21 protein-coding genes and 1 pseudogene are annotated in these 25,533 nt (G+C 58.2%); 5 read left to right on the top strand and 17 right to left on the bottom strand.

Annotated features, from left to right (window positions below):
* Nucleotides 1-2: 2 nt before the first annotated feature.
* The 5 genes from ribB to NNA36_RS05105 all read right to left on the bottom strand — a co-directional run bounded on the left by ribB (nt 3) and on the right by NNA36_RS05105 (nt 3,743).
* Nucleotides 3-1,124 carry a 3,4-dihydroxy-2-butanone-4-phosphate synthase gene (ribB, locus tag NNA36_RS05125; protein WP_255104810.1) on the bottom strand — a complete coding sequence of 374 codons (1,122 nt, stop codon included), beginning with the start codon at nt 1,122-1,124 and terminating at the stop codon, nt 3-5.
* A gap of 147 nt (nt 1,125-1,271) precedes the next feature.
* Entirely contained in the window at nt 1,272-1,859 is a 588-nt protein-coding gene (locus NNA36_RS05120; protein WP_255104809.1) for a transmembrane anchor protein, read from the bottom strand.
* A 16-nt stretch (nt 1,860-1,875) separates the two neighbouring features.
* Nucleotides 1,876-2,604 carry a HupE/UreJ family protein gene (locus NNA36_RS05115; RefSeq protein ID WP_255104807.1) on the bottom strand — a complete coding sequence of 243 codons (729 nt, stop codon included), beginning with the start codon at nt 2,602-2,604 and terminating at the stop codon, nt 1,876-1,878.
* A 57-nt stretch (nt 2,605-2,661) separates the two neighbouring features.
* A complete protein-coding gene (locus NNA36_RS05110) occupies nt 2,662-3,015 on the bottom strand; it encodes a hypothetical protein (RefSeq protein ID WP_255104806.1) in 354 nt (117 codons plus the stop codon).
* Nucleotides 3,016-3,155: 140 nt separating this feature from the next.
* A complete protein-coding gene (locus NNA36_RS05105) occupies nt 3,156-3,743 on the bottom strand; it encodes a riboflavin synthase (protein WP_255104804.1) in 588 nt (195 codons plus the stop codon).
* A gap of 128 nt (nt 3,744-3,871) precedes the next feature.
* Here NNA36_RS05105 and NNA36_RS05100 point away from each other — a divergent pair, with 128 nt between their 5' ends.
* The 3 genes from NNA36_RS05100 to NNA36_RS05090 all read left to right on the top strand — a co-directional run bounded on the left by NNA36_RS05100 (nt 3,872) and on the right by NNA36_RS05090 (nt 8,399).
* Nucleotides 3,872-5,164, top strand: coding sequence for a capsule biosynthesis protein (locus NNA36_RS05100; protein ID WP_255104803.1), 1,293 nt, complete (start codon nt 3,872-3,874; stop codon nt 5,162-5,164).
* A gap of 104 nt (nt 5,165-5,268) precedes the next feature.
* Nucleotides 5,269-6,399 carry a polysaccharide biosynthesis/export family protein gene (locus NNA36_RS05095; protein ID WP_255105591.1) on the top strand — a complete coding sequence of 377 codons (1,131 nt, stop codon included), beginning with the start codon at nt 5,269-5,271 and terminating at the stop codon, nt 6,397-6,399.
* Nucleotides 6,399-8,399 (top strand): capsular polysaccharide biosynthesis protein, encoded by a 2,001-nt coding sequence (locus NNA36_RS05090; RefSeq protein ID WP_255104801.1) that lies wholly within the window; start codon nt 6,399-6,401, stop codon nt 8,397-8,399. Before NNA36_RS05095 ends, NNA36_RS05090 begins: the two co-directional genes overlap by 1 nt.
* A 3-nt stretch (nt 8,400-8,402) precedes the next feature.
* Here NNA36_RS05090 and ribD read toward each other — a convergent pair whose 3' ends face one another.
* From ribD to NNA36_RS05030, 12 genes and pseudogenes are all read right to left on the bottom strand, one after another.
* Nucleotides 8,403-9,473, bottom strand: coding sequence for a bifunctional diaminohydroxyphosphoribosylaminopyrimidine deaminase/5-amino-6-(5-phosphoribosylamino)uracil reductase RibD (gene ribD, locus NNA36_RS05085; RefSeq protein WP_255104799.1), 1,071 nt, complete (start codon nt 9,471-9,473; stop codon nt 8,403-8,405).
* A 20-nt stretch (nt 9,474-9,493) separates the two neighbouring features.
* The gene (gene nrdR / locus NNA36_RS05080) at nt 9,494-9,964 is read right to left on the bottom strand and encodes a transcriptional regulator NrdR (protein ID WP_255104797.1); all 471 of its coding nucleotides are present in this window, start codon (nt 9,962-9,964) and stop codon (nt 9,494-9,496) included.
* A 212-nt stretch (nt 9,965-10,176) separates the two neighbouring features.
* Nucleotides 10,177-10,596 (bottom strand): secondary thiamine-phosphate synthase enzyme YjbQ, encoded by a 420-nt coding sequence (locus tag NNA36_RS05075; protein WP_255104796.1) that lies wholly within the window; start codon nt 10,594-10,596, stop codon nt 10,177-10,179.
* A 590-nt stretch (nt 10,597-11,186) separates the two neighbouring features.
* Nucleotides 11,187-13,169, bottom strand: coding sequence for an RNA polymerase sigma factor RpoD (rpoD, locus tag NNA36_RS05070; protein ID WP_255104793.1), 1,983 nt, complete (start codon nt 13,167-13,169; stop codon nt 11,187-11,189).
* Between the two features lie 116 nt (nt 13,170-13,285).
* Nucleotides 13,286-15,232 (bottom strand): DNA primase, encoded by a 1,947-nt coding sequence (dnaG, locus tag NNA36_RS05065; protein WP_255104790.1) that lies wholly within the window; start codon nt 15,230-15,232, stop codon nt 13,286-13,288.
* Between the two features lie 45 nt (nt 15,233-15,277).
* On the bottom strand, nt 15,278-15,580 hold the full coding sequence (locus NNA36_RS05060) for a hypothetical protein (RefSeq protein WP_255104788.1): 303 nt from the start codon (nt 15,578-15,580) through the stop codon (nt 15,278-15,280).
* 44 nt (nt 15,581-15,624) lie between these two features.
* On the bottom strand, nt 15,625-16,176 hold the full coding sequence (locus NNA36_RS05055) for a sarcosine oxidase subunit gamma (RefSeq protein ID WP_255104786.1): 552 nt from the start codon (nt 16,174-16,176) through the stop codon (nt 15,625-15,627).
* Nucleotides 16,169-19,102 (bottom strand): sarcosine oxidase subunit alpha family protein, encoded by a 2,934-nt coding sequence (locus tag NNA36_RS05050; RefSeq protein WP_255104784.1) that lies wholly within the window; start codon nt 19,100-19,102, stop codon nt 16,169-16,171. The genes NNA36_RS05055 and NNA36_RS05050 overlap by 8 nt, the downstream gene beginning before the upstream one ends.
* A complete protein-coding gene (locus tag NNA36_RS05045; protein WP_255104782.1) occupies nt 19,099-19,371 on the bottom strand; it encodes a sarcosine oxidase subunit delta in 273 nt (90 codons plus the stop codon). The genes NNA36_RS05050 and NNA36_RS05045 overlap by 4 nt, the downstream gene beginning before the upstream one ends.
* A 13-nt stretch (nt 19,372-19,384) precedes the next feature.
* The gene (locus NNA36_RS05040) at nt 19,385-20,641 is read right to left on the bottom strand and encodes a sarcosine oxidase subunit beta family protein (protein WP_255104780.1); all 1,257 of its coding nucleotides are present in this window, start codon (nt 20,639-20,641) and stop codon (nt 19,385-19,387) included.
* Between the two features lie 123 nt (nt 20,642-20,764).
* Nucleotides 20,765-21,367: pseudogene (locus tag NNA36_RS05035) on the bottom strand (DUF6151 family protein).
* A gap of 3 nt (nt 21,368-21,370) precedes the next feature.
* Complete coding sequence (locus tag NNA36_RS05030; RefSeq protein WP_255104779.1) at nt 21,371-22,801, bottom strand: Glu/Leu/Phe/Val dehydrogenase; 1,431 nt, start codon at nt 22,799-22,801, stop codon at nt 21,371-21,373.
* Nucleotides 22,802-23,170: 369 nt separating this feature from the next.
* Between NNA36_RS05030 and NNA36_RS05025 the strand changes: the two genes are divergently transcribed.
* Nucleotides 23,171-25,009 (top strand): TadE/TadG family type IV pilus assembly protein, encoded by a 1,839-nt coding sequence (locus NNA36_RS05025; protein ID WP_255104777.1) that lies wholly within the window; start codon nt 23,171-23,173, stop codon nt 25,007-25,009.
* Nucleotides 25,006-25,533, top strand: a complete 528-nt coding sequence (locus NNA36_RS05020) for a TadE/TadG family type IV pilus assembly protein (RefSeq protein WP_255104775.1) — start codon at nt 25,006-25,008, stop codon at nt 25,531-25,533. The genes NNA36_RS05025 and NNA36_RS05020 overlap by 4 nt, the downstream gene beginning before the upstream one ends.

The following is a 25,533-nucleotide window of genomic DNA, read 5'->3' as shown; positions in this document are numbered from 1 at the left end:
TCTTACTCCTTGGCAATCGGACGGGTTCCGACAATCGACAACCCATAGGCATCAATGCCGAGATACTGAGTTTGCGGCGAGTCGGTTAGCAGGATCAACTCGCTCAGCCCCATGCTCGACAGGATCTGCGAGCCAAGACCGGTGTCTTTCACGATGCGCGGGCGTTCCTCGTCATCGCCAAAGTCGAACTTGGGATGCGGCTCGCGGAACAGAAGAACCGCACCACGGCCTTCCTCGGCCACGATACGCATCGCATCGGAAAACTCATCACGCGGCTTGGGACCAAGGCCCAGAACGTCGGTCAGTTCGTTCAGCGCGTGAGTACGCACCAGCACCGGCTCATCGGTGGTGATATCGCCCTTGATCAGCGCCATGTGCTCCACACCGTGAATCACGTCGGTGTAAACCCGCATTTCCCAGTCGCCGCCCACTTCCGCGGTGACGGTATCGCGACGGGTCTCCTGGATCAGGTTGTCGTGCTTGGAACGATAGGCGATCAGGTCCGAGATGGTGCCGATCTTCATGTCGTGGGTCTTTGCGAACTCCACCAGATCGGGCAGACGCGCCATGGTGCCGTCTTCCTTCATGATCTCGCAGATCACACCCGACGGATGCAGCCCGGCAAGGCGCGAAATATCCACGGCAGCCTCGGTATGGCCGGCACGCACCAGAACGCCCCCACGACGCGCACGCAGCGGGAACACGTGGCCCGGTGTGGCAATCGCAGCCATGGTGTTTTGCTCGTTGATCGCCGTCGCGATGGTCAGCGCGCGGTCGCCCGCCGAAATCCCCGTCGACACGCCCTCGCGCGCTTCGATCGACACCGTAAAGGCGGTCTCGTGGCGCGACGAGTTGTTGACCGCCATCATCGGCAGGCCCAACAGGTCGATCCGGTCCGCCGTCATCGGCAGACAGATCAGGCCACGACCATGCGTCGCCATGAAATTGACCGCTGCCGCATCGGCAAATTCCGCGGCAATCACCAGGTCGCCTTCGTTCTCGCGATCTTCGTGATCGACCAGAATATACATCTCACCCTTGCGGGCGGCTTCGATGATGTCTTCGATCGGGCTGATTGCGTCACGCAGCGACTGTTCCACCGGACCGGGCTTTTCGAAACTCATGGGCTCTCTCTCGCCTTTTGCTTGGCAAAGCGCATATCGCAACCACACCCCATTGGCCAGAGCAGGGGCGGCGAATTTCGGTTCGGACGCGACGACAGACCCCGGTAAAGAAGGCCCCGACCCTCTCTCGGGCCGGGGCACATGTTATCAGTAGGTCTGTTTGAGGCCGGTATAGTCGCCACGCAACTGGACGATCACCGTGGTTTCGGTCTTGTCGCGGTTGCGCCAGAACCACCCGTGCTGGCCGTCAAAGGCCGCCGTGATCTCGCCCTCGTCCGCAGTCTTGCCGCGTCCCCTTTCATAGGTGACGGACTTGCCACTACCGTCGCCATGCAGATCAAAGTTGATCCGCGCGCCGTCCGTGAACCAGCGGTATTCCGCAACGGCGCCTTCGTCCATCGCCAGCTTCCACTCGATCCCCTGTCCCGGCGTGAGGGTAAAGGAAATCTCGTCCTTCCAGACTTCGGCCTCCTGCGCCATCGCGGCCCCGAACAGGAACCCGCCAACCGCGGCCTGCTCGTCCGCCGCGGCTTCTTCGGCCAGCTCTTGCTTGATCTCGCCCATCTCGGTCAGCCCCAGCAGGCCACCGATCCGCGTCGGATCAATGCCGTATTCCGCAGGCAGGACAACCGTCACAAGGATGGCCGCCGCCGCACCGGCCGCGATAAAGGTCGAGCGCAAAAGTTTCTCGCTGCTCGGCAGGTCTTCGGGGTTTGGTTTGTTTGCGTTGTACATTTTTCTGTTTCCCTGTTCAGGAGGCGACCACGAGGCCGGTGAGTTGATAGCCGATGAGAATGAAACCGGCGCACATCATGACGACGTTCGCGGTATAGGCGTGCCGCCAGAAACTCTGGCTCCGGCGCCAGTACCCCATGGCGATAAGAATGATTGCGAGAGCCATCATCTGGCCGATTTCCACACCAACATTGAAGGCGATCAGGTTGGGCAAAAGCCCGTCTTCGGGCAGGTCATAGTCGAGGATCTTGGTCGCCAGACCCAGACCATGAAAAAAGCCAAAGACAAGCGTGGCCATCTTGGTGTTGGGCTGGATGCCGAACCATCGCTGGTAGGCACCAAGATTATCAAGCGCCTTGTAGACAACCGACAACCCGATGATTGCGTCGATCAGATAGGCATTTACGTTCCAGCCGAAATAGACCCCTGCCAGCATCGTTGTGGAATGCCCGATGGCAAACAGGCTGACGTATGTGGCAACGTGTTTTGCCTTGTAGAGGAAAAACACCACCCCAAAGAGGAACAGGATGTGGTCGTATCCGGTGACCATGTGTTTGGCCCCGAGGTACATGAAGGGGATAATCTTGATCCCCCAGATCTGCTGGATATAGCCGGCATCACCGGCCGTCACGTTATGTGCCGCCGCTACGCTGGCACTCAGCCATAGCGCAGCAAGCGAGAGGATAGGCAGGAAAACGCCTCGGCACCACGCCGACCGCTTCCAGCCCGATTGGACTGTGTTCATGGATTGAACTCCGCTGTATGTTGAAATTGATCTCAGGACCCGCAGGTGCGGGCAGGATCAAACACGCGGAGGACGTTCGAGGAGAAAAACAGGCGACGGGGGGCTCTCGCCGTTTGGCAAGACATCATGGCGCGAGGGTCTCTGGGTATCCACCTCAGCCCGTGCCATAACCAGAACTGCCGAACTGTGGTCATGATCGACCACGTCATGGCTATGTCCGTGAAACGCCCAGTAGGCGTCCAGTGCTTCACCATGAGAGTGACCGTGATCACTTTCCATTTCGGCAACGATCACGCCACCAGCCAGATCATGAGAAAACGAAGGTGCCGCCCCCCAGACCACAAGGCATAGACACAGGAGCGCCGCAAACAGCGCTCGTATCTGCCCCTTGGGTTTGATGGCCTGCTTCATGTTCGACCTTCTTGTTCCTTGCACAAGCAAATAGGAAGCCCATCGAAGTGCGGCAAGGCTTTATGAACCGTTTTCGCGCGGCTGCAAATCCGCACCTCCGCGATACAGTCGTAATACCGACGCAATACCGACGTTGATTTTCAGCTCATTTCCGCCAGCCGCGCGACATAGCGGGCCAGTGTGTCGATCTCGAGATTGATCCGGTCTCCGACCTTGGCATCGCCCCAGGTGGTGGCCTCCTTGGTGTGCGGAATGAAGTTGATTCCAAAATCACATCCCTCCACCTCGTTGACCGTCAAGGACGTACCGTTCAAAGCCACGGATCCCTTGGGCGCAATGAACTTGGCCAGCGCCTCCGGTGCTCTCAGGGTCACGCGGGTCGAGTCGCCTTCGTCTTGCATGGCAATGATTTCGGCAACACCGTCAACGTGGCCCGAAACGATGTGACCGCCCAGTTCGTCGCCTACTTTGAGGGCGCGTTCAAGGTTGAGCCGCTTGCCGACCTCCCAATCACCAAGGTTGGTCTTCGATACGGTTTCTGCACTGATTTCAACATCATACCAGTCATCACCCAGTTCGATCACGGTCAGGCAGACACCATCGCTGGCAATTGACGCCCCCATGTCGATGCCCGCGGTGTCATAAGACGTACCTATCCGCGCCCGCAAATCTCCGCGTTTTTCCAACTCGCGTACAACGCCAATATCGGTGATGATACCAGTAAACATCGCTCACTCCCGCCTGAACTGTGAAACCAAGCACTAGCCCGCCCCGCGACCTTTCGCAAGACGCCTTACTTTCGCCAATAAGCTAAGGTAACCTGGTCGCAAGATCTCGAACATATGAGACAAATAAGATGGCAGTATCGAGTGGACAGAACCGGGTGTTCCTGTTCCTACAGGGACCACATGGGCCGTTTTTCAACGGCCTCGCAAAAATGCTGCGCCGTTCCGGCGCCAAGGTCTGGCGCGTCGGCTTCAACGCCGGCGACCGCGTCTTCTGGCCGGATTGCAGCAGTTACATCCCCTACACCGACGCCCGCGAAAACTGGCCGGATCGCTTCGCCTCCCTGGTCGATGAAAAGCAGGCGACCGACGTCGTCCTTTATGGTGACGTGCGTGCGATCCACGCCCAGGCGATTGAAATCGCGAAGAAAAAGAACATCCGCATCCATGTTTTCGAAGAAGGCTACCTGCGCCCCTACTGGGTGACCTATGAACGCAACGGATCAAATGGCAACTCGCGGCTGATGGACATGACCATCCCCGAGATGAAAAAAGCGCTCGAAGGCAGCGATGCCGACACGCCTTTGCCTCCGGGCCACTGGGGCGACATGCGCCAGCACGTTTTCTATGGCGCGCTCTATCACTGGTTCGTCATGTTCGCGAACCGCACCTACCGCAATTTCCGCTCGCACCGGGATCTCAGCGTCACCAAGGAATTTCGGCTGTACTTGCGGCGCCTCCTGCTGATGCCGGCACATGCAATCGAGCGCCGCATTGCCACCAGACGCATCAAGAACGGCGGTTTCCCCTACCACCTTGTGCTACTGCAACTCGAACATGACAGCAGCTTCCAGCAACACTCACCGTTCAACACGATGACCGAGTTTCTGGACCTCGTCATCACCAACTTCGCCCAACACGCACCGGGCCATCACCACCTTGTCTTCAAGGCGCATCCTTTGGAAGATGGCCGCGTTCCGGTTCGACTCGAGCTGGATCGGCTCGCAAAGGCCCACGGCATCCGTGACCGTGTTCACTATGTGCGCGGCGGTAAACTGGCCCGTCTGCTGGCCGAAACGCGATCTGCCGTCACAGTGAACTCGACTGCCGCCCAACAGGTTCTCTGGCGCGGCATCCCGTTGAAAATCTTCGGCAAGGCCGTCTATTCGCAACCCGAGTTCATCAGCGACCAACCCCTGAGCGAGTTTTTCAGCGGTGCAACCCGCCCTGACAATCGTGCATACAAAACCTATCGCCGCTTCCTCCTGGAAACGAGCCAGGTTGCCGGTGGGTTCTACAGCGCCCGAGGACGCCGCCAACTGATGAGGCACGTCGTCGACATGATGCTTTCACCCGAAGATCCCTATGACGCGCTCAAGTCCGGGACAGCAGCACCACGGCAACAGTTGCGTCTGGTGAACTAAGAGACACAAGGTCTAGCGCTGGATTTTTAGTTCGAATTCAGATAGGTTACTTGAAAAACCTGAGGCAGAAAAACATAGGTCGAGGAGACCGAGCAGTGAAACTCATGCAAAATCGATGGGCGAAGTGCGCCGTGGTCGTGGCCTGTATGGCCGCCGTATCGTCTTGTGGTCTTGTCCCCCGCTCTGGTCCGAACAAACGCGAAATCTTCGCTGGTTCCGTACAACGCGAAGGTGATGCCTTTATCGTCGCCGTGAATGACCGCGTGACCCGCGCCACCGCCGTGGTGCCCGCTCTTGGGTTTTCGAACAAGTTCCAGAACGCAAGCCAACTCGGCTCGGACACCATTCGCCCAGGCGATGTCCTTTCGCTGACAATCTGGGAAAACGTCGACCAACCCCTGCTTGGCCCCGAAGGACAGGTCGCCGCTGTTCTTGAAGAGGTGCAGGTGGATGGTGCAGGTTTCATCTTCGTGCCCTACGCCGGCCGTATCCGCGCAGCCGGCAATACGCCGGAATCCATCCGTCGCGTGATCAGCGGCAAGCTCGAAGAGCAAACCCCCGATCCGCAGGTCGAAGTCCGCCGCGTGGCAGGAGATGGCGCGACCGTGTCGCTGGTTGGGGCCATTGGCGGCCAGGGTGTTTATCCGATCGAACGCCCGACCCGTACCCTTTCGACCATGCTTGCCCAGGCAGGCGGCGTAACGATCACGCCTGAAATCGCTCAGGTCACCGTCCTGCGTGGTGGCCAGCGCGGCCAGATTTGGCTGCAGGATCTCTATGATAACCCGAAGCTCGACATCGCTCTACGTGGCGGAGACCGCATCCTGGTCGAGGCCGATACCCGCGCCTTCACCGCCCTTGGCGCGACAGGTGCGCAAAGCCGCGTCAACTTCGAAACCAAGAACCTCTCGGCGATTGAAGCGATCGCACAGGTCGGCGGCATTCTTCCGCAATCCGGTGATCCCACCGGTGTGTTCGTGTTCCGCAACGAGGCGCCCGAAATCTCGAACCAGGTTCTCGGCCGCTCCGACCTCGTCGGCGCCCAGCGCATGGTCTACGTGCTGAACCTTACCGAACCCAACGGCATGTTCATGGCGCGTGATTTCGTGGTCCGCGACGGCGACACGCTCTACGTGACCGAAGCGCCAATCACATCCTGGAACAAAACAATTGCAGCCTTTACCGGTACTCTGACCTCGGCGGATACCATCGGCTCTCTTGGTGGTTTCAACTGATGACTTTCCTGCCCGACGGGCAGTCTGACGCCGGCGCCGCAACGCGCCGGCGTCTTTATGCGTATAATGGCGGCTTCTTCTTCCAGAAACGCCTGCGTCGCATTCTTGACCTTGCCGGATACGATCTCCGGCTGGGCAAGAGTTCGGAAGAAGACCTCGTCGCCATCTGGGGACAAAGCCCCACCGCATGGCGGGGCCACCACATGGCCGAACGCAGCGGCGCGGGTAAGCTCTTTGTCGAGGACGCTTTCCTGCGCTCAGTCTTGCCCGGACGCGCCGGGAAACAACCACCAATCGGCCTGTTCCTTGACGGTTCCTGCCCCCACTTTGACCCATCGGTGCCTTCTGACCTCGAAACCCTTCTTGCCACGCATCCACTGGACGATGCCGCGCTTCTCAACCGTGCACGCGGCGCCATTGCGCGGCTGCAAGAGGCGCACCTTACCAAGTACACGGGCGTCGACCCCTCGCTCGCCCCGCCCAAACCGGGGTATGTGCTTGTGATTGACCAGACCCGCGGGGATGCGTCTGTAACGGCCAGCAAGGCCGACGATGCCGCCTTTCAGGAGATGCTGGTCTTTGCGCAGGAAGAGCATCCCGGCTGTTCCGTTCTGATCAAGACACACCCGGAAACGGCGCAGGGGTTCAGACAGGGCTACTTTGGCCCGGAACATGAAACCGACCGGGTGAAACTGTGCACTGCCCCCTACTCTCCCTGGGTTTTGTTCGAAGGGGCGGTCGGCGTCTACACGGTGTCGTCGCAAATGGGGTTTGAGGCGATCTTTGCAGGTCACAAGCCACGGGTGTTTGGACAGCCGTTCTATGCGGGCTGGGGCCTGACATCTGACGAACGTCCAGTACCCCGACGCCAGAGGAAACTGACCAGAGCGCAGGTCTTCGCAGCGGCTATGATCCTCTATCCGAAATGGTACGACCCCTGCCGCGACAGGTTGTGCGATCTTGAAACAGCCATGGACCTTCTTGAGGCGCAAACGCGCAGCTGGCGGGAAGACCGTCGCGGCTGGTCGGCATTTGGAATGCGGTTCTGGAAGCGCAACCACATCCAGAAGTTTTTTGGCCAGCATCGCCCGGTCCAGTTCGACACGTCCGACGACACACGCCCTGCAATGGTATGGGGCATGAAAGACGGGCCCAAAGATGCAGTGCGCGTCGAAGACGGTTTCCTACGATCACGCGGCCTTGGGGCAGAACTGGTTCCCCCGTTATCCTTGGTCTGCGATGATCTGGGGATCTACTACGACCCCAGTCAGGTCAGCCGTCTGGAAACACTGATCCAAGAGAGGGCCGAACTCAGACCCGATCAGGCACTTCGCGCCGACAAGTTGGTCGAGCGGGTCCGCAAGCTGGGCATTAGCAAATACAACCACGACAGCGCCCCGATCCAGCTGCCGGAGGGTCGGTTGATCCTCGTCCCCGGTCAGGTCGAAGACGATGCGTCAATCCTCTTGGGAACTTCGGACATCCGGACCAATGCCAACCTTCTGAAGGCGACACGCGAGGCAAACCCAGACGCGATCATCCTCTACAAACCGCACCCCGACGTGACCGCCGGATTGCGCAGTGGGCATGTGCCTGATCCGCTGATCTGGGCCGACCAGATCGTTGACGGAGACATGGCGCAACTGCTTGAGCGCGTTGCCGAAGTCTGGACCATGACCTCGGGCACCGGCTTCGAAGCCCTGCTGCGCGGCGTCAAGGTGGTGACCTTCGGTGCCCCCTTCTATGCCGGCTGGGGGCTGACGGACGACCGTGGCGATATTCCTGACAGGCGCACAGCAGAAGTGCCCCTGAGCGGCCTCGTGCACGCGGCCCTGATCGACTATCCCCGATACTATGATCCGACGTCCCATCAGCCCTGTTCGGTGGAAGTCGCCATCGAACGGCTGTCTTCGGGCCGCATTCCGCATCCCGGGCTCCTGAACCGCACACTTTCGAAACTTCAGGGGGCTTTTGCAACCTATGCTTCTTTGTGGCGCTAGGCCCTAGGCGCGCCGCCAAATCGACATGGTGTCGGCTCCGCAAACTCTATGCCCGGCAAGCCTAAGTAAAGGCGCCTCTGGAAGACGCTCCACGCCCATTGCCCCGATTGAGGGATAGCCCTCTGCCCCAAGCGCTTTGCCGGCCGTGAAGGTAATCAACTCGTCCACGAGATCCGACATCAGCAAGGACGCCGCCAATGCGCCACCACCTTCACAGAACACACGGGTCAGCCCCCGTTCCCCAAGCGCTTGAAGGATCGAAGATGGCGCGAGATGAGGGCTCTCAAGATCACAGGGCATCAGTTCGGCCCCAAGGTCTTCCCAGGTGCGCACCAAGGTCGGATCAGCATCCCGCCCATGGGCAATCCAGACAGGAATGTCCTGCGCAGTTTTGGCTAGGGTGCTCATCAGAGGGATATCCAAGCGACGCGACACCACAACGCGCACCGGCTGTTCTGCAATCCCCATATCGCGCACCGTAAGCGAAGGATCATCGGCACGCGCAGTACCACCGCCAACCATGACCGCATCATGCCGCGCGCGCATCGCATGAACTTCACGCCGCGCCTCGGGGCCGGTGATCCATTGGCTTTCGCCAGTTGCCGTCGCAATTCGGCCGTCCAGCGACGACGCGAGCTTGAGTGTCAGGAAAGGGCGGCCCTGTTCGGTCTTGAGAAAAAAACCCTGCAGGTCACGTGCGGCCTCTTCGGCGCAGACGCCTGTTGTCACCTCGATGCCAGCCTCGCGCAGCATGGCAAAGCCCCGACCGGATACGCGATGGTCGCTGTCTTCGATGGCTGCCACCACCCGCGCGACACCAGATTCGATCAGCGCCGATGCACAAGGCGGGGTCTTGCCGAAATGCGCGCAGGGCTCAAGCGTCACATAAGCCGTCGCACCGCGCGCGTGTTCGCCGGCTTGTTCAAGCGCCACGACCTCTGCATGCGGGCGACCGCCCGGCTGCGTCCAGCCACGTCCGACGATACGGCCTTCGCGTACTATCACACAGCCCACTGCGGGGTTTGGCCAGGTCCGTCCCTGACCGCGCCGCCCCAACGAGAGGGCAAGCGCCATATACCGATTGTCAGACAGGATCAGTCTTCCGAAGGTGCTTCGTCCGGGCGAAGCTCGGAAACGAATTTGTCGAAGTCATCGGCGGCCTGGAAGTTCTTGTAAACACTCGCAAATCGCACATAGGCGACAGTGTCGATCCGCGCCAAGGCTTCCATGACGATTTCACCGATCGTCTTCGACTGGATATCGGTTTCCCCCATGCTTTCGAGGCGTCGCACGATGCCTGAAATCATCTGGTCAATCCGCTCGGGCTCAACCGGGCGTTTCTGCATGGAGATGCGGATCGAACGCTCAAGCTTGTCGCGATCAAAGTCTTCACGGCGACCGTTCGATTTGACGACGATCAAGTCGCGCAACTGGACACGTTCATAGGTGGTAAAACGCCCACCACATGCCGGACAAAACCGCCTGCGCCGGATCGATACATGATCCTCGGCAGGGCGTGAATCTTTCACCTGGGTGTCAATATTTCCGCAAAACGGGCAGCGCATGGCCTCTCCCCTTCGTCTTCGGCCTCACCAAATTGGGCGTGCACCCAAGTTATCCACATTCACTATAGGGGAGCCGCTAGAGTTTGGGTAGAGGGGAAATACACCCGCTAGATGAAGTCCAGCGGGAAAACTTTCGAAGCATTCCCCTGTTGCGGACACGCAATCGTACCTATCTCGGTATTGTAAGTAACGAGTGACCTCGGTTTCCCAATTCATGCAACTATATGCGCCGCCACGCTTCGCGTGTGCGGCGCTTTTCTATGTTCGAACAGGTAGATGCCCTGCCAAGTTCCCAACACAGGTCGTCCTGCACTGATCGGGATAGAAAGCGACACCGGCATCATCGCCGCTTTGATATGCGCAGGCATATCATCCGGACCTTCATAAGTGTGGGTCAAATATGACATCGAAGGGTCTGTCGTCGGCGGCACAAGCCGATGAAAGAAATTGCGAAGGTCCGTCTGAACTTCGGGATCAGCATTTTCCTGGATGAGAAGGCTACACGAGGTATGCCGCACAAATAGTGTAAGCAAACCCGTACTTAGCCGCTGTGCCTGCACCCAACCGTTCACCTGTGATGTGAACTCGTAAAGGCCCTGCCCGTCTGTTTGAATGTCAAAAGCGTGTTGCATCCCACAGGCAATAGCAATCGGGCAGGCCCATTTCAATTGTCGCTAGGGCCGGCTGAACCTTGGGGCCGAACAGTAACTCTTTGCGTGGCCGACACTGATGTTGTACCCCTCCCGATTGACCGAGAGAGTGTTGGAATTGACCCTGGACGCCTTTTCAAGAAGATTGGCATCAGGTGACACAGTAAATCCGACCGCCCTGCGGCTGTCGCGTGTCAGTGAGCGGCCAAGGGGGTTCAACACGTAAATGCGATCCGATCCGCGGGCCCCAAATTCTGTCACCGCATAACTTCCGGCCCGACACCAAAATCCAGTCGTCAGCCCGCTGGCTCCCTCGATGACTTCAAAGTTCCCCACACCAGGAAGATCATTTGCGCGCCAAGGAAATCCGCCAAATTGAGCCGCGGCAATTCCGGGTACAAGAGCAAGGGCGACGACGCCCGCTTTCAACAGTTTAGGTTCCATTTACTTATACTCCATGTCTCTTTCTCCAATGTAGGAGCTTCTCGGCTACAGGGAACTCAACACGCGCCACAAAAGCGTGAGGCGGCCGGAGAAAACCGACCGCCTCAAGAAAAAACTGTTTGGTTCGCTTACTGGTCCAGGAAGCTGCGCAGCTTGCGCGACCGGCTGGGGTGTTTCAGCTTGCGCAGCGCCTTTGCCTCAATCTGGCGAATACGTTCGCGGGTCACGCTGAACTGCTGGCCAACTTCCTCCAGCGTGTGGTCGGTGTTCATACCGATGCCAAAGCGCATCCGCAGGACGCGTTCTTCACGCGGGGTGAGCGAGGCAAGCACGCGGGTCGTGGTTTCCTTGAGGTTTTCCTGAATCGCGCTGTCCAGCGGCAGCACGGCATTCTTGTCCTCGATGAAATCCCCCAGTTGCGAGTCTTCCTCGTCCCCGATCGGCGTTTCGAGCGAGATCGGCTCCTTGGCGATCTTCATCACCTTACGAACCTTCTCCAGCGGCATTTGCAGCTTTTCGGCCAGTTCTTCCGGCGTCGGTTCGCGGCCGATTTCATGCAGCATCTGGCGACCGGTCCGAACCAACTTGTTGATCGTTTCGATCATGTGTACCGGAATACGGATGGTGCGCGCCTGATCGGCAATCGAGCGCGTGATGGCCTGACGGATCCACCAGGTCGCATAGGTCGAGAACTTGTAGCCGCGACGATATTCAAACTTGTCGACCGCCTTCATCAGACCGATGTTCCCTTCCTGGATCAGGTCGAGGAACTGAAGGCCGCGATTGGTGTATTTCTTGGCGATCGAGATCACGAGGCGAAGGTTGGCTTCGACCATTTCCTTCTTGGCCTGACGTGCTTCTTTCTCACCCTTCTGGACCTGTTGAACAATGCGACGGAATTCCGAGATGTCCAGACCCACATAAGTACCGACTTGCGCCATGTCCGCACGCAGTTCTTCTACCTTGCCAGAAGAGCGTTCCATGAACATCTGCCAGCCACGACCGGGTTTCTGTCCCATATCGTCCAACCAGGTGGGATCAAGTTCGCGACCGCGATAAGCTTCGATGAACTCACGACGGTTGATACGTGCTTGGTCGGCAAGTTTTACCATCGAAGAATCGATCTGCATCACGCGACGGTTGATGCCGTAAAGCTGGTCGATCAGGGCTTCGATACGGTTGTTGTGCAGGTGGAGTTCATTCACCAGCTCAACGATTTCCGAACGAAGTTTCTGATACTGCTTCTCTTCCTTGTCCGAGAAGGTGTCATCTTCGTTCAGCGTTGCCGAAATACGTACATCCTGCATGTCCGACAGAAGCGCGTAGTCGCGGGCAATCAGATCTAGGGTTTCAAGAACCTTGGGCTTGAGGGCCGCTTCCATTGCCGCAAGCGACATGTTGGCCTGCTCGTCCTCGTCATCATCATCGTCCTTGGCAATCGGGTTGCCGTCGGCGTCGAGTTCCGGGCCCTCATCTTTCTTGGGCGCCGCATTGACGTTTGAGGTATCGACGACGGGCTCTTCCTCCTCCTCGTCGTCATCCATCTGGTTGCCGAAGGTGGTTTCGAGATCGATCACGTCACGCAGAAGAATCTCTTCGGACAGAAGTTCGTCGCGCCAGATGGTAATCGCCTGGAAGGTCAGCGGACTTTCGCAAAGACCGGCAATCATGGTGTTGCGACCGGCTTCGATCCGTTTCGCAATCGCGATCTCGCCTTCACGGCTCAGCAGTTCGACCGACCCCATTTCGCGCAGATACATGCGCACTGGGTCGTCAGTGCGATCCAGCTTTTCGGTCGTACCCGAACCAAGCGCAACTTCGCGGTTGGACGAAGACGTATCAACTAGCGCGGTCGATTTCTGCTCTTCTTCTTCGGCGTCTTCATCTTCGATGATATTGATGCCCATTTCCGACAGCATCGACATCACGTCTTCGATCTGCTCCGAGCTAACCTGATCCGGCGGCAGCACCTGGTTCAGCTGATCGTAGGTGATGTAGCCCTTCTCCCGGGCCTCGGCGATCATCTTCTTGACGGCTGCCTGGCTCATGTCGAGCGAGATTTCCGGCTCCTGATCGGCGGGCTTACGGTCGTCGGTATCTTTTGCGGCCATGCGGTACTCCTGCAGAGAAGGGCGTCGGTGATTCGTTAGACCGAATCAATAGCGCGATCTGATGATTCGCACACCCGTTTACCCCTTTTTCTTTACCTGTTCCTCACCAAAGTGAATTACCGGCGCCCTCCGCGCCCGCCCCTGGTGAAATCGATTGCATTCCTGAGGGCGTCCAGCCTCTCGCGTTCTTCCTTGTCGACAGCCACCCCATTGGAGGCTTTCACATATTCGGCAGCATCTTCCTGCCGCACTTGCACAGCGCGGTTTCGGGCTTCCGCTGCCTGTCCCAAGCGCCAGGTGACGGCCTCGTCGGCTAACCCGAACATGTCTTCCTCGGCCTCCGCGATCTCGGCGCGCAACCCGCGCACGGTCTTCATTTTGGCCAGTTCTTCGCTCAGGGTAAGGCGTGCCATTTCCATATCGCCTGGGTGGCGCACGGCAGGCGTGATCGCGACATGGGGATGCCGCAGCAAGTTTTCAACGGCTTCGTGCCCCAAAGCCATCTCGACTTCGGCACGCGGGTCAGGAGTGTTGGCATACCGCAACAGAACATCACGCAGGCGGGCGTTGTCTTCATCCGCACATTCCAACGTTTCGATCTCGTATTCGAAGTCATCAAGCAGTTCGGGCGTGGTCAAAACAATCGCCAGAACCACGGCCTCGCGAACGCGAAACTCAACGGACGTATCCGCCACAGCCAGCATCGATGCCTTGGTATGCGATTGCACGGCAGGCGCGGCATTCCGCTTTGAAAACCGCTTGCCCCCACCGCCGCGTTGCGGACGGAACAACTGCCATCGCAACTCCTTGATGGCTTCTCCATAGTGCTGGCGGATTGAAGGGTCCGCAATCAACTTGATCTTTTCTTTCAAGGCCTTGTCGAGCGCCGCACGGCGCTCGGGGCTGTCGAAAACCTTGTCTTCGGTCTCTCGTCTCCATAGCAGATCAACCATGGGAATCGCCTGATCCAGAACGGCCTGAACGGCCCCAGCCCCCTTGGCGCGGATGAGATCATCCGGGTCTTGGCCCTCGGGCATCAGGGCAAAGCGCAGGCTCTTGCCTGCTTCCAGAAGCGGCAATGACAAATCAATCAGACGCATCGCCGCCCGCAAACCCGCCTTGTCCCCGTCCAAGGCAATCACCGGCTCAGGCGAAATCCGCCACAGCAGTTCCAGCTGATTTTCGGTCACCGCCGTGCCTAACGGCGCCACCGATGCCCCAAAGCCCGCTTCGGCAAGCGCGATCACATCCATATAGCCTTCGGCCACCAGAAGAGTCTTGCCCTTGCCCGCCGCTTCTCGCGCGGGCCCGTGGTTGTAAAGGCTGCGCCCCTTGTCGAACAGTTCGGTTTCCGGACTGTTCAGGTATTTGGCGTTGTCGTTTGGATCCATCGCCCGACCGCCAAATGCAATACACCGCCCCCGCGCATCGCGGATCGGGAACATGATACGATTGCGGAAGGTGTCATAGGGCCGCCCCCCCTTGGTCGAAGGTTTGGCCAGACCACAGCCAAAGATCAGATCGGGTTCAACATTCTTGCCCGTCAGGTGATCCCAAAGGTTTTGCCAGCCATCCGGTGCAAACCCGATTTCCCACCGCTCCAGCGCCTCGGGACCAAGGCCGCGCTTCTCAAGATATGCTCGCGCGTCATGGCCTGCGTTCGTCTTTAGCTGCAGGCGGAAGAACTGAACGGCCTGCTCCATCACATCGGTGAGCTGGCTGCGCCGATCGGCCTTTTGCTGCGCCTGTGGATCACGTTGTGGCATTGGCATGCCGGCCTCACGCGCGAGGATTTCCACCGCCTCCATGAAACTGACATTTTCCGTTTCACGCACAAAGGAAATCGCATCCCCTTTGGCGTGACAGCCAAAGCAGTAGTAATAGCCTTTCTGGTCGTCGACATGGAAAGACGCCGTTTTTTCATGGTGAAAGGGACACGGAGACCACATGTCGCCCTTGCCCTGATTGGATTTCCTCTGATCCCAAACAACCTTGCGACCCGCCACCTGCGACATGCTGGTGCGGCTCCGAAGTTCATCCAGGAATCCGGGTGGTAGGCTCATTGTTGAAATATAGGAACTGGCGCTTAGGGCGTCCAGCAGTCGATGTTACTGCGCGGCGCACTTGGCAAGATAGGCCTTGCCCGGCTCTAGCTTAAGTTCCTTGCGTTTGAGCGAGTAAATCCACTCAACGATATGCGGGACCGCGCCGATATATTTCTCGGCGACGGCCTCATCTTCCCCAGACGTCATGATTGCAAGGGCCTTTTTCTCGCTCGTGCGCTCAAGACGAAGTTCGGTCGCCCGATCCACGATAGCAGCCTGTAGCTCACACTCGGCCTGCTGATCTGCAAGACCAGGCGAGGCGACAACGAGAGTTGCGACAACAGACAAAGTGGAAAGAACGCGCATGATCGAACCTTTCAAGGAGGACAACAAAGTCGTCCTCCTTGATGTCAGCCCGCACGTCGAGCTGCAACCCCTTTCATCGCCGTCTCGAGATCGTGAACCAATGTCTTGGCCATCGACCGGAACGCGATGATGAGAAAAGCCGTGTCACTGACACGCGTGATCGAGATCGTCATATGCTGCAATTGGGTACGCGACGTATGTCCACGTTTAAAATGGGCCTGACGCAGATCCACAGGCACAAGCCGTGCCAGAACGTCTTCTGCATCGCCCCCTTCGAGACGCACGATCGACCAGGCATCCGATTGATCCGTCAGCGCCGCATGTTCGGCAAGCGACGCATTCGGCGTTGGCCCAACCAGCAAACTATGGCCACGCCCGAACCAGATCGCGCGCGCGCCCTCTTTGCCGGTTGCGCGATTTACGGCCGGCAGTGCCATGCCATGCGCCGCCTTGAGCGCGTCTGACAAACCCTCTTCCTTGCCGTTGTAGGGCGCAAGCGATGTCAACACAGTCATGTCGACTTCGCTCAGTTGCGCGTCTCCAATGGAAAGCGGAAGCAGCCCGTCGCAGGGTGATTTAGCCAGCAATTCAGCCACGGACTCGTCCTCCTTCAGGATCAAAGAATACCGGATCGCAAATTTGCACACGCGCCGTTACACCGCGCAGGTGATCGACCATCTGCATTTCCTCGCCATGACGGGCGCGCCCGTTGCGCAGAAAGCCAATACCAAGGAAGCCATCAAGCGTGGGTGAGAAACCTACGGACGTGAGATAGCCCTGATCGTTCACACGGGTCGCTTCGTCACCCGCTTTGAACAGGTGCGCCCCCGCCGTAAGCTGCTTGACCGGACCAATCGGTTTTATCCCGACGAGTTGTTCCCTGTCCGGATCAATCAGGCCCGGACGTTCGGCCATGGTCTTGCCGATACAGTCCTTCTTCTGGCTGATCATCTTCTCCATACCGATGTCAAAGGCATTGGTCCGCCCATGGATTTCCGAGTGGGTGATAAAGCCTTTTTCGATCCGCAGCACGTTCAGGGCTTCCATACCATAGGCACCGCCCCCAATGGCTTCGGCCCGCGCCATGAGAAGGCGGTAGAGGCTATCGCCATAGCGCGAAGGCACCGCAATCTCGTAGGCGTGTTCACCACTAAACGAGATGCGGAACAAACGCCCTTTGACACCCTGAACCGAAATCTCGCCGCATGCCATGAAGGGCCAGTTTTCATTATCAACGGTTTCATCAACAAGGCCGTCCAGCAGCTCCCGCGATTTGGGACCGGCAACTGCAAATTGCGCCCATTGCTCGGTGACCGAAATGAACGACACATCCAGATCAGGCCGCAGACACTGGTGCACATACTCAAGATGCCGCATGACCACGCCAGCCGCAGCCGTGGTGGTGGTCATCACATAGTGGTTTTCCCCAAGACGCGCGGTCGTGCCATCATCCATGACCGTTCCGTCTTCACGCAGCATCAGGCCATACCGCGTGCGGCCAACCTTCAGCGTAGAGAACATGTTGGTGTAGACGAAATCGAGGAATTCACCAACATCCGGCCCCTGCAGGTCAATCTTGCCGAGTGTCGACACATCACAGATACCAACCGCGTTGCGCACCATGTTGACCTCGCGGTCACAGGATTGCCGCCAGGTCTTTTCGCCGGGCGCCGGGTAATAGCTCGGGCGATACCAAAGGCCTGCCTCGATCATCGGCGCGCCGCGTTCGATCGAGGCTTTGTGGCTGGTGGTAAACCGCTCGGGCGCAAACCCTTTGCCCTGCGCCCCTGCGCCCATCGCCGCAATCGCGACCGGAACAAAGGGCGGTCGGAAGGTGGTGGTGCCGGTCTCCGGAATGCCACGACCGGTGGCATCCGCGAGGATCGCCAGCGAGGCCACGTTCGAATTCTTGCCCTGATCCGGCGCCATGCCCTGTGTGGTATAACGCTTCATGTGTTCAACCGAGCGGAAGTTTTCCTGCGCGGCCTGCTTCACATCCTTGACGGTCACGTCGTTCTGGAAATCCAGCCAGGCACGGCCCTTGCCTTCCACGGCCCAGAGCGCCTTGACCCGATAAGGGGCGTCTTCTGCCTCTGGCAAATCGACGGCCCCACCTTTGATACCCAGATCATCCAGCGCCGTCATCGCAGCCTGCGCGCCTTGCTCAAGCGCGGCATGCGTCGAGAAAGCACCGTTACAGGCGCCAACCGCTTCAAGACCGGGCACCATACCCGCAACTGGTACAAACGACTGGATTTTTTCGTCCCATGCGGGACGGCCATTCATGTGACAGGTCATGTGAACAGTCGGGTTCCAGCCTCCAGACATCGCCAGACAGTCGGCCTGGAGCTTTTCCTCCCGCCCGTCGTGCAAGCGGTAGGTGACGGCCTCAAGGCCCTTGCGCCCCTCGCTATCACAGACCATCGCGCCCTTGATGACCTCATAGCCATCCCCGTCCGGAGCGTCATGGCGGCTGTCGATCACGGCGGCCACGTGGACGCCTGCATCGACAAGATCACGCGCTGTGCGATGGGCATCGTCGTTGTTGGCAAAAACAGCAACACTCCGGCCCGGCGCCACACCATAACGGTGCAGATAGGTACGGACGGCAGAGGCCGTCATGATGCCGGGGCGGTCGTTGTTGCGGAAGGCGACAGGGCGTTCAATGGCCCCTGCCCCAAGGATTGCCCGCTTCGCAGCGATCCGCCAGAAGCATTCAATCGGGCGGGCACCGCGGGTGTCGACGTGATGCGAAACACGCTCCAGCGCACCATAGGTGCCCTGATCGTATGCGCCCGTCACCGTGGTGCGGCTCATCAGACGAACATTGTCCATGCCGGCCAGTTCGGCCAGAGCCTGAACCGCCCATGCCTGCGAAGCCATACCGCCAACCTCAAGGGCTTCGCCGTTCAGGCGGCCGCCCATGACGCTGTCTTCCTCACAAAGGATCACGTCAGCCCCTGCGCGCGCCGCTGTCAGCGCCGCCATCAGGCCCGAAGGTCCGGACCCGATCACAAGCAGATCGCAGAAAGCAAATGCCTTCTCGTAATGATCCTCGTTGTCCTGCCCGCTTAGGGCACCAATGCCCGCCGACCGGCGGATGACGGGCTCATAGAGCTTTTCCCAGAACGCCTTGGGCCACATGAATGTCTTGTAGTAGAAACCTGCCCCCAGAAACGGCGCAGCAAGATCGTTCAGGCTCAGAATATCCACGTTCAACGATGGCCAGCGGTTCTGCGATCTGGCAGCAAGGCCGGGGTACAGCTCCTGCATCGTGGCACGCACGTTGGGATCCTGTGACGCGCCGGTCCCGACTGTGACCAGGGCGCCCGCCTCTTCACTGCCGGCCCCCATGATGCCACGCGGACGGTGATACTTGAACGAACGCGCGACCATCTTGACGTCATTGGCCAGAAGCGCCGAGGCCAGAGTGTCCCCCGCGAAACCTTCGTAGGTGTTGCCGTCAAACGAAAAGCTCAGCGGCGTGTTGCGATCAACGAGACCTTTTCCATTGATCCTCATTTCGACGCCTCCTTCACTTTCGAGGCCAGTTCAGTGGAAATCACTTCGTGTGTGATGGTGTTGCGTGTGACAACGATCCAGGAGGCGCATCCGGCCTCGTGGTACCAGAGATCACGGGTCACGCCCGCAGGGTTGTCGCGGTTGTGCAGGTAGTCATCCCAGACGACATCTCCGGCCTCTGGATCGGGGCGGTTCAGCATTTTAGCGTCCCCCTGATAGTAGAATTCCCGGCGATCGCGTTCCCCGCACAGGGGGCATGTAATTCTCATTTTTCTTCCCTCCTCAGTGCAGGTTGTGCTGAGAGCCGGTGCCCTCTTCATCCATCAGGCCATGCCCGGTGCGGAAACGGTCAAGACGGTGGTGTTTTGCGTAATCATGCGGGGTTTCCGTCGCCATCAGGTGCGCCATACACCACCCGGATGCTGGCACGGCCTTAAAGCCGCCGTAGCACCAGCCGGTGTTGATGAAGAGGCCGTCGATCCCATCCATCTTGTCGATGATCGGGCTGCCATCCGGCGACATGTCCATGATGCCGCCCCAGCTGCGCAAAAGCTTGGCCTTGCCGATCATCGGCATCAGCGTCATGCCAGCTTCCATGACATGCTCAACCATGGGCAGGTTGCCCCGCGCCGCATAGGAGCTGTAGAAATCAAGGTCGCCGCCAAACACAAGGCCGCCTTTGTCGGACTGGCTGATATAGAAGTGGCCCATGCCAAAGGTCACGACGTGGTCGATCACCGGCTTCAGGCCCTCGGTCACGAAGGCTTGCAAAACGTGGCTTTCAATCGGCAGGCGTCGACCTGCCATCGCCGCCACCTGGCTCGACCGACCGGCGACAACGATACCGACCTTCTTGGCCTTGATCGGCCCGCGCGTGGTCTGGACCCCTTTGACGACACCGCCTTCGATATCGATCCCGGTGACTTCACAGTTCTGGATCAGGTCCACGCCCCGTTGATCTGCACCACGCGCATAGCCCCAGGCCACCGCATCGTGCCGCGCCGTACCGCCACGCGCGTGATATAGACCGCCGTAGATCGGGAAGCGAGCATTGTCGAAATCGAGATACGGCAGCATTTTGCGAACGCCTTCGCGGTCCAGCAGCACCGCATCGTCGCCCTGGTTGATCATCGAATTACCCCGGCGGGCATAAGCATCGCGCTGGCCGTCACTGTGGAACAGGTTGATGATCCCACGCTGTGAATGCATTACGTTGTAGTTCAGGTCCTGCTCCATCCCTTCCCAGAGCTTGAGGGAGTGGGAATAGAATTCCGAGTTCCCGGGAAGACCATAGTTCGCGCGGACAATCGTGGTGTTCCGGCCGACATTGCCGCCACCGAGATAGCCCTTCTCCACAACCGCAATATTGGTCATGCCGTGGTTCTTGGCCAGATAGTATGCGGTTGCCAAACCGTGGCCCCCGCCCCCGATGATGATCGCATCATATTCTGACTTGGGCTGCGCATCGCGCCAGTGCGCCTGCCACCCTTTGTTACCCGTAAGCCCTTCCTTCAGGACTTTGAGGCCGGAAAACCGCATGTCTCTCTCCACCAATTCCTGGGCACGTCCGAACGTGTCCGACGACAACATTGCAACGCCACGCGAATACAATCCGCGCAGTTTTCGACCCGAGTTTTCCTCTGAGCGACACTTATTGTCGGATTAGAGCAAATCAGGCGGAAGTTTGGGAGTTTCGCTGGCGCGTCGCCGCTCTTCGAGACTCAGAGTCACTGGCACGACGACCGGGGTACCGCCGTCATTAAACAACGGGGTCTCGGTCCGTTTCCAGATCATAGCGCCCAGTTGACGCGATAGAATATCCACCACGGCCTTGAGTTGGCCCTTGGATTTCACCCCACCACCAATCGCTCCGTTTACGTTGACCTGCGCCCTTATTGGTCCAAGTGCGTCTTTTCCGGCCTCTGCGGTGCTGGTCAGTACGCCAACCATGTAGAACTTGTGGTTGGCCAAGGTATTGCAAAGCGGCGTGTTGCAACACTTGGCGTACCATCGCAGCAACCCCTTTGGCGACAGTCACAGACACGCAAGGCTTTCCGCCCCCGACGTGATCTCGAGGTTTCGTGGCAATGTCTGATAAATGTCGGTACCACCCTGTGCATCAAGCACGGCATGCGCCCCCAAGTGGCGCGCGAAAGCCTGACAATCCTTGCAGTAGCATACGACGCGGGTCCCGGTTGAAGGCGAGGCATCGTGCAGCACCCCTTTCAGGGTGCCGCATTTGCAAGACAGCGCGACCTCGGTCATCACCTATAGCCCTTTGGCACGATAGCTCGCCGCAACCTTGTCGATTGATACGATATAGGCTGCTGTCCTGAGGTCATCGACATCACCGCGTTCGTGCCAGACGTCCCGCATCGACTGATAGGCAATGCGCATCGTGTCATCGAGACCCGACCGAACCAGTTCAAGTTCGTCCGCACCGCGAAGGTACTTTTGCTTGAAACTGTCCGACATCGTGTAAGTGCTGCCCATCGCATCAGAAATTTTCTGCAATTCATCAACGACCAACTGGTGGCGCGCTTCCTCCTGGCGTCGCTGCATGCGACCAAACCGGATGTGTGATAGGTTCTTTACCCACTCAAAGTAGGACACCGTCACACCGCCCGCATTGGCGTACATATCGGGAATGATCACCACCCCCTTCTCGCGGAGGATATCGTCGGCCCCGGCTGTTACCGGCCCGTTCGCTGCTTCGATGATAAGCGAAGCCTTGATCCGGTCGGCGTTGGTAAGATTGATGACACCTTCCAGCGCAGCAGGAATAAGGATATCGCAATCCTCTTCCAAGACGGCCGATCCTTCGGCGGTATGCAACGCGTCAGGGAAACCACTCACACCGCCGTGCTTGGAAATCCATGCGCGCACGGCATCCACGTCCAGCCCGTTTTCATTGAAGAGTGCCCCGTCCCACTCAATAATCCCGGTGATCAGAGCCCCATCCTCTTCACTCAGAAACTTCGCAGCATGGTAACCCACGTTGCCAAGCCCCTGCACGATGATCCGTTTACCATCCAGCGAACCGGTCAGCTTGGCCTTTTCCATATCACGGGGATCGCGAAAGAACTCTCGCAATGCGTATTGAACACCGCGCCCTGTCGCCTCGACCCGGCCGGAAATACCACCCGCATTCAGCGGCTTGCCCGTAACACAGGCCACCGCGTTGATGTCGGTCGTGTTCATCCGCGCATATTGGTCTGCTATCCAGGCCATCTCGCGCTCACCTGTGCCCATATCTGGCGCAGGCACGTTCTGAGACGGGTGGATGAGGTCGCGCTTGGCGAGTTCATATGCGAACCGGCGCGTGATCAGTTCCAACTCGTGCTCATCGTACTGACGTGGATCGATACGCAGCCCGCCCTTCGAACCTCCAAACGGTGCTTCGACCAGGGCACACTTGTAAGTCATCAGCGCAGCAAGCGCCTCGACTTCATCCTGGTTGACGCCGATGGCGTAACGTATCCCCCCCTTCACCGGTTCTTTGTGTTCCGAGTGCACAGAGCGATACCCTGTAAAGGTCTGGATTTGCCCCCTGAGACGCACGCCAAAACGCACCGTATAGGTCGCGTTGCAGACGCGGATCTTCTCCTCCAGTCCCGGGGGTAAATCCATCATCGCCACCGCTCTGTTGAACATAAGGTCAACACTTTCACGGAAACTCGGCTCTTTCTGGATACTCATTTTCTACCTCCCGAAACCACAATCGCGACTCGTTGCCGCAGCCTTATTCATAGGCGCATATTGAGAGCAAATCCTAACTTCGGGCCAGAAAATTCTTCTGTGCCATCCTCAAGGACGCTTGGTTTCACATTTGGAAACAGTTGGGGGCAGAGGGCCGAAACTGTCTCAAACCTCAATAAAACAAGGGGTTTTCCGACATCAATTCCCCACTTTCGAACGCCTATTGCCCCAGTTTCGCCCCATTTCAGGAGCACAACATCATGCGGCGCAAAAGGTGTTGGGGATGTCAACGGGAGTAATCGCGCCGAAAGTTAGGTGGTAGAAATGCCTGGAAACAGATCGAGTAAAAAAAGTCGGTCAGTCGCGAATGTGCAGAAGCGCTCCGCAGGCTGGTTGCAGCAGTTTTCGAAAGATGAAAGCGGTGTCCTGGTGGGCTTCGCGCTCTTTCTATTTCTGATCATTCTGATGATCGGCGGGGTGGGCATTGACCTGATCCGCTCGGAAATGGCGCGCACGAAGATGCAGCATACACTGGACCGTGCAATCCTTGCAGCTGCCGACATGCAGCAGGATCTCGACCCCAAGGTCGTGGTGGAAGAGTACTTTGCCAAGGCCGGCATGAGCGACTACCTCACCTCTGTGGTTGTGGACCAGGGTCTCAACTACCGGACGGTCGAAGCATCGGCCAAAACTTCGATCAACACGCATTTCATGAAGCTGAACGGCGTTGACACGCTGAACGTACCGGCCTCGGGCCGCGCCGAAGAACGCATCGGCGGCGTTGAAATCTCGATGGTGCTGGACGTCTCCGGTTCGATGGGCAGCAACAGTCGCCTCTATAACCTGAAAAACGCCGCCAAGGATTTCATTGATACGCTGGACGAAAATACCGAAGACGGAAAGCTTTCGGTATCGATCGTGCCCTATGCCACGCAGGTCGCCCTGCCCCGCAATATCTTCAACCGTCTGAACGCCTCGCTGGACGGCTCGGGTGATGTTGACCGGACAGATGTGGCATCTGGTTCGCCCTCGCTGGGCGATACCCCAGTTGCGCATGACGCCTTCGTGGATCCGGATGGCGATGCCGTGACTGGCGCGAACGCACACGACTATTCACACTGCATCCATTTTGAAGGCGACGACTTCAATACAACGAGCGTGACGCCGGACGAACGCCTAAAGCAAGCGGTGCATTTCAGCCCTTGGTCTGACTTTGACGGACGAGACGATGATCCCAAAAAGCTCGTTTCAAGCCCTGTTTGCCCCGACTACAAGGACAGTTCACGTCACGTGATGGCGTTGCAAAAAGACAAGACCAAGCTGAAGAACTTCATCGATAGCTTCTATGCCAAGGGTAACACGTCTCTCGATGTCGGGATGAAATGGGGAACCGCCCTACTTGATCCCGCAATGCAGCCCGTTGTGGATCACCTGATCGACACCAACGTCGTGTCGTCAGACTTTGACGGTCGTCCCTATGGCTATTCGGAAGCTCGTTCCCTGAAGGTCATCGTGTTGATGACTGACGGACAGAACACCAGCCAATACTATGTGGAAGATGGGTATCGCAACGGCGAGTCCAACATCTGGTGGAACGACCAGGAAGAAAAATACTCGGTGTACGTCGGTGAAGACGAAGGCGATTACGACAACGACGGCAACACAACCGAACCCATGTTCTATTGGCCTCATTCCAACCAATGGAAAGACCATGCCTATGGCGAGGGCGAGTATGAAGAGACGACAACTACCACCGAATGGGTCTGTAAATCCTATCGCCGGAACGGCTCATGCAAACGCTATCGCAAGGTCAAAAGAACTTCGACCGTTGTCGTGAACGAACCCGGCAGTGCGGAAGTTGTTACCTATCCGGATCTTTGGGCATACACGTCCCTGGAGTCGAATGTCGAAGACAACTACGAACCCTGGATGTACGACAGCGAAGCCTGGGACGATTGGTACTATGACGTACGCAAGTATGTTGGCCGTACAACCAAGGATGCGCGCACCCGAGCAATCTGCGAGGCTGCCAAGGCCAAGAACATCGTGGTGTTCACCATCGGGTTCGAAGCGCCCTCCGGTGGCACGGCGGTTCTAAAGGATTGTGCCAGTTCGGACGCACACTACTTTGATGTAGATGGCCTCGAAATCTCAGATGCATTTGCAGCCATTGCCTCTTCCATCGCGCAACTGAGGCTGACCCAATGATCCAGAAACTCAGGAACTTTCTCCGCCACGAGAGCGGAAGTGCGTCGATCGAATTCGTTCTCATCTTCCCGATTTTCTTCGGAATTCTGGTCTCGGCCATTGATGTGGGCATGATCACCTACCGTTCCGCGATGCTGGAACGAGGGGTCGACATCACCGTGCGCGACATCCGCCTGTCGACCGGTGCCATCATCAGCCACAATGACCTGCGTGAAGACATCTGCGACAACATCGGCGTGATCCCTGATTGCCTGAACAGCCTCAAGATCGAGATGCAGCAGGTTGATCCGCGGGCGTGGCATACACCGCTCAGTGATACGGTGGTTTGTACGAACAAGGCGGAAGAGATCCAGCCGGTGACCACCTTTCAGAATGGTTTGGACAACGAACTCATGGTGCTACGGGTCTGTGTCAAGCTGAAAACCATGTTCACAAGCGTCGGCATCAGCCAGTACGTCACACGCGACGAAGCAGGCGAAATCGCCATCACGGCCCTGGCCGCCTTTGTTCAGGAACCGAGGTAA

The sequence above is a fragment of the Shimia sp. CNT1-13L.2 genome (assembly GCF_024331145.1).
GTDB lineage: Bacteria > Pseudomonadota > Alphaproteobacteria > Rhodobacterales > Rhodobacteraceae > Shimia.
Note: the sequence above shows the minus strand (reverse complement) of the source record. Positions and strands in the feature narration are given on the sequence as shown.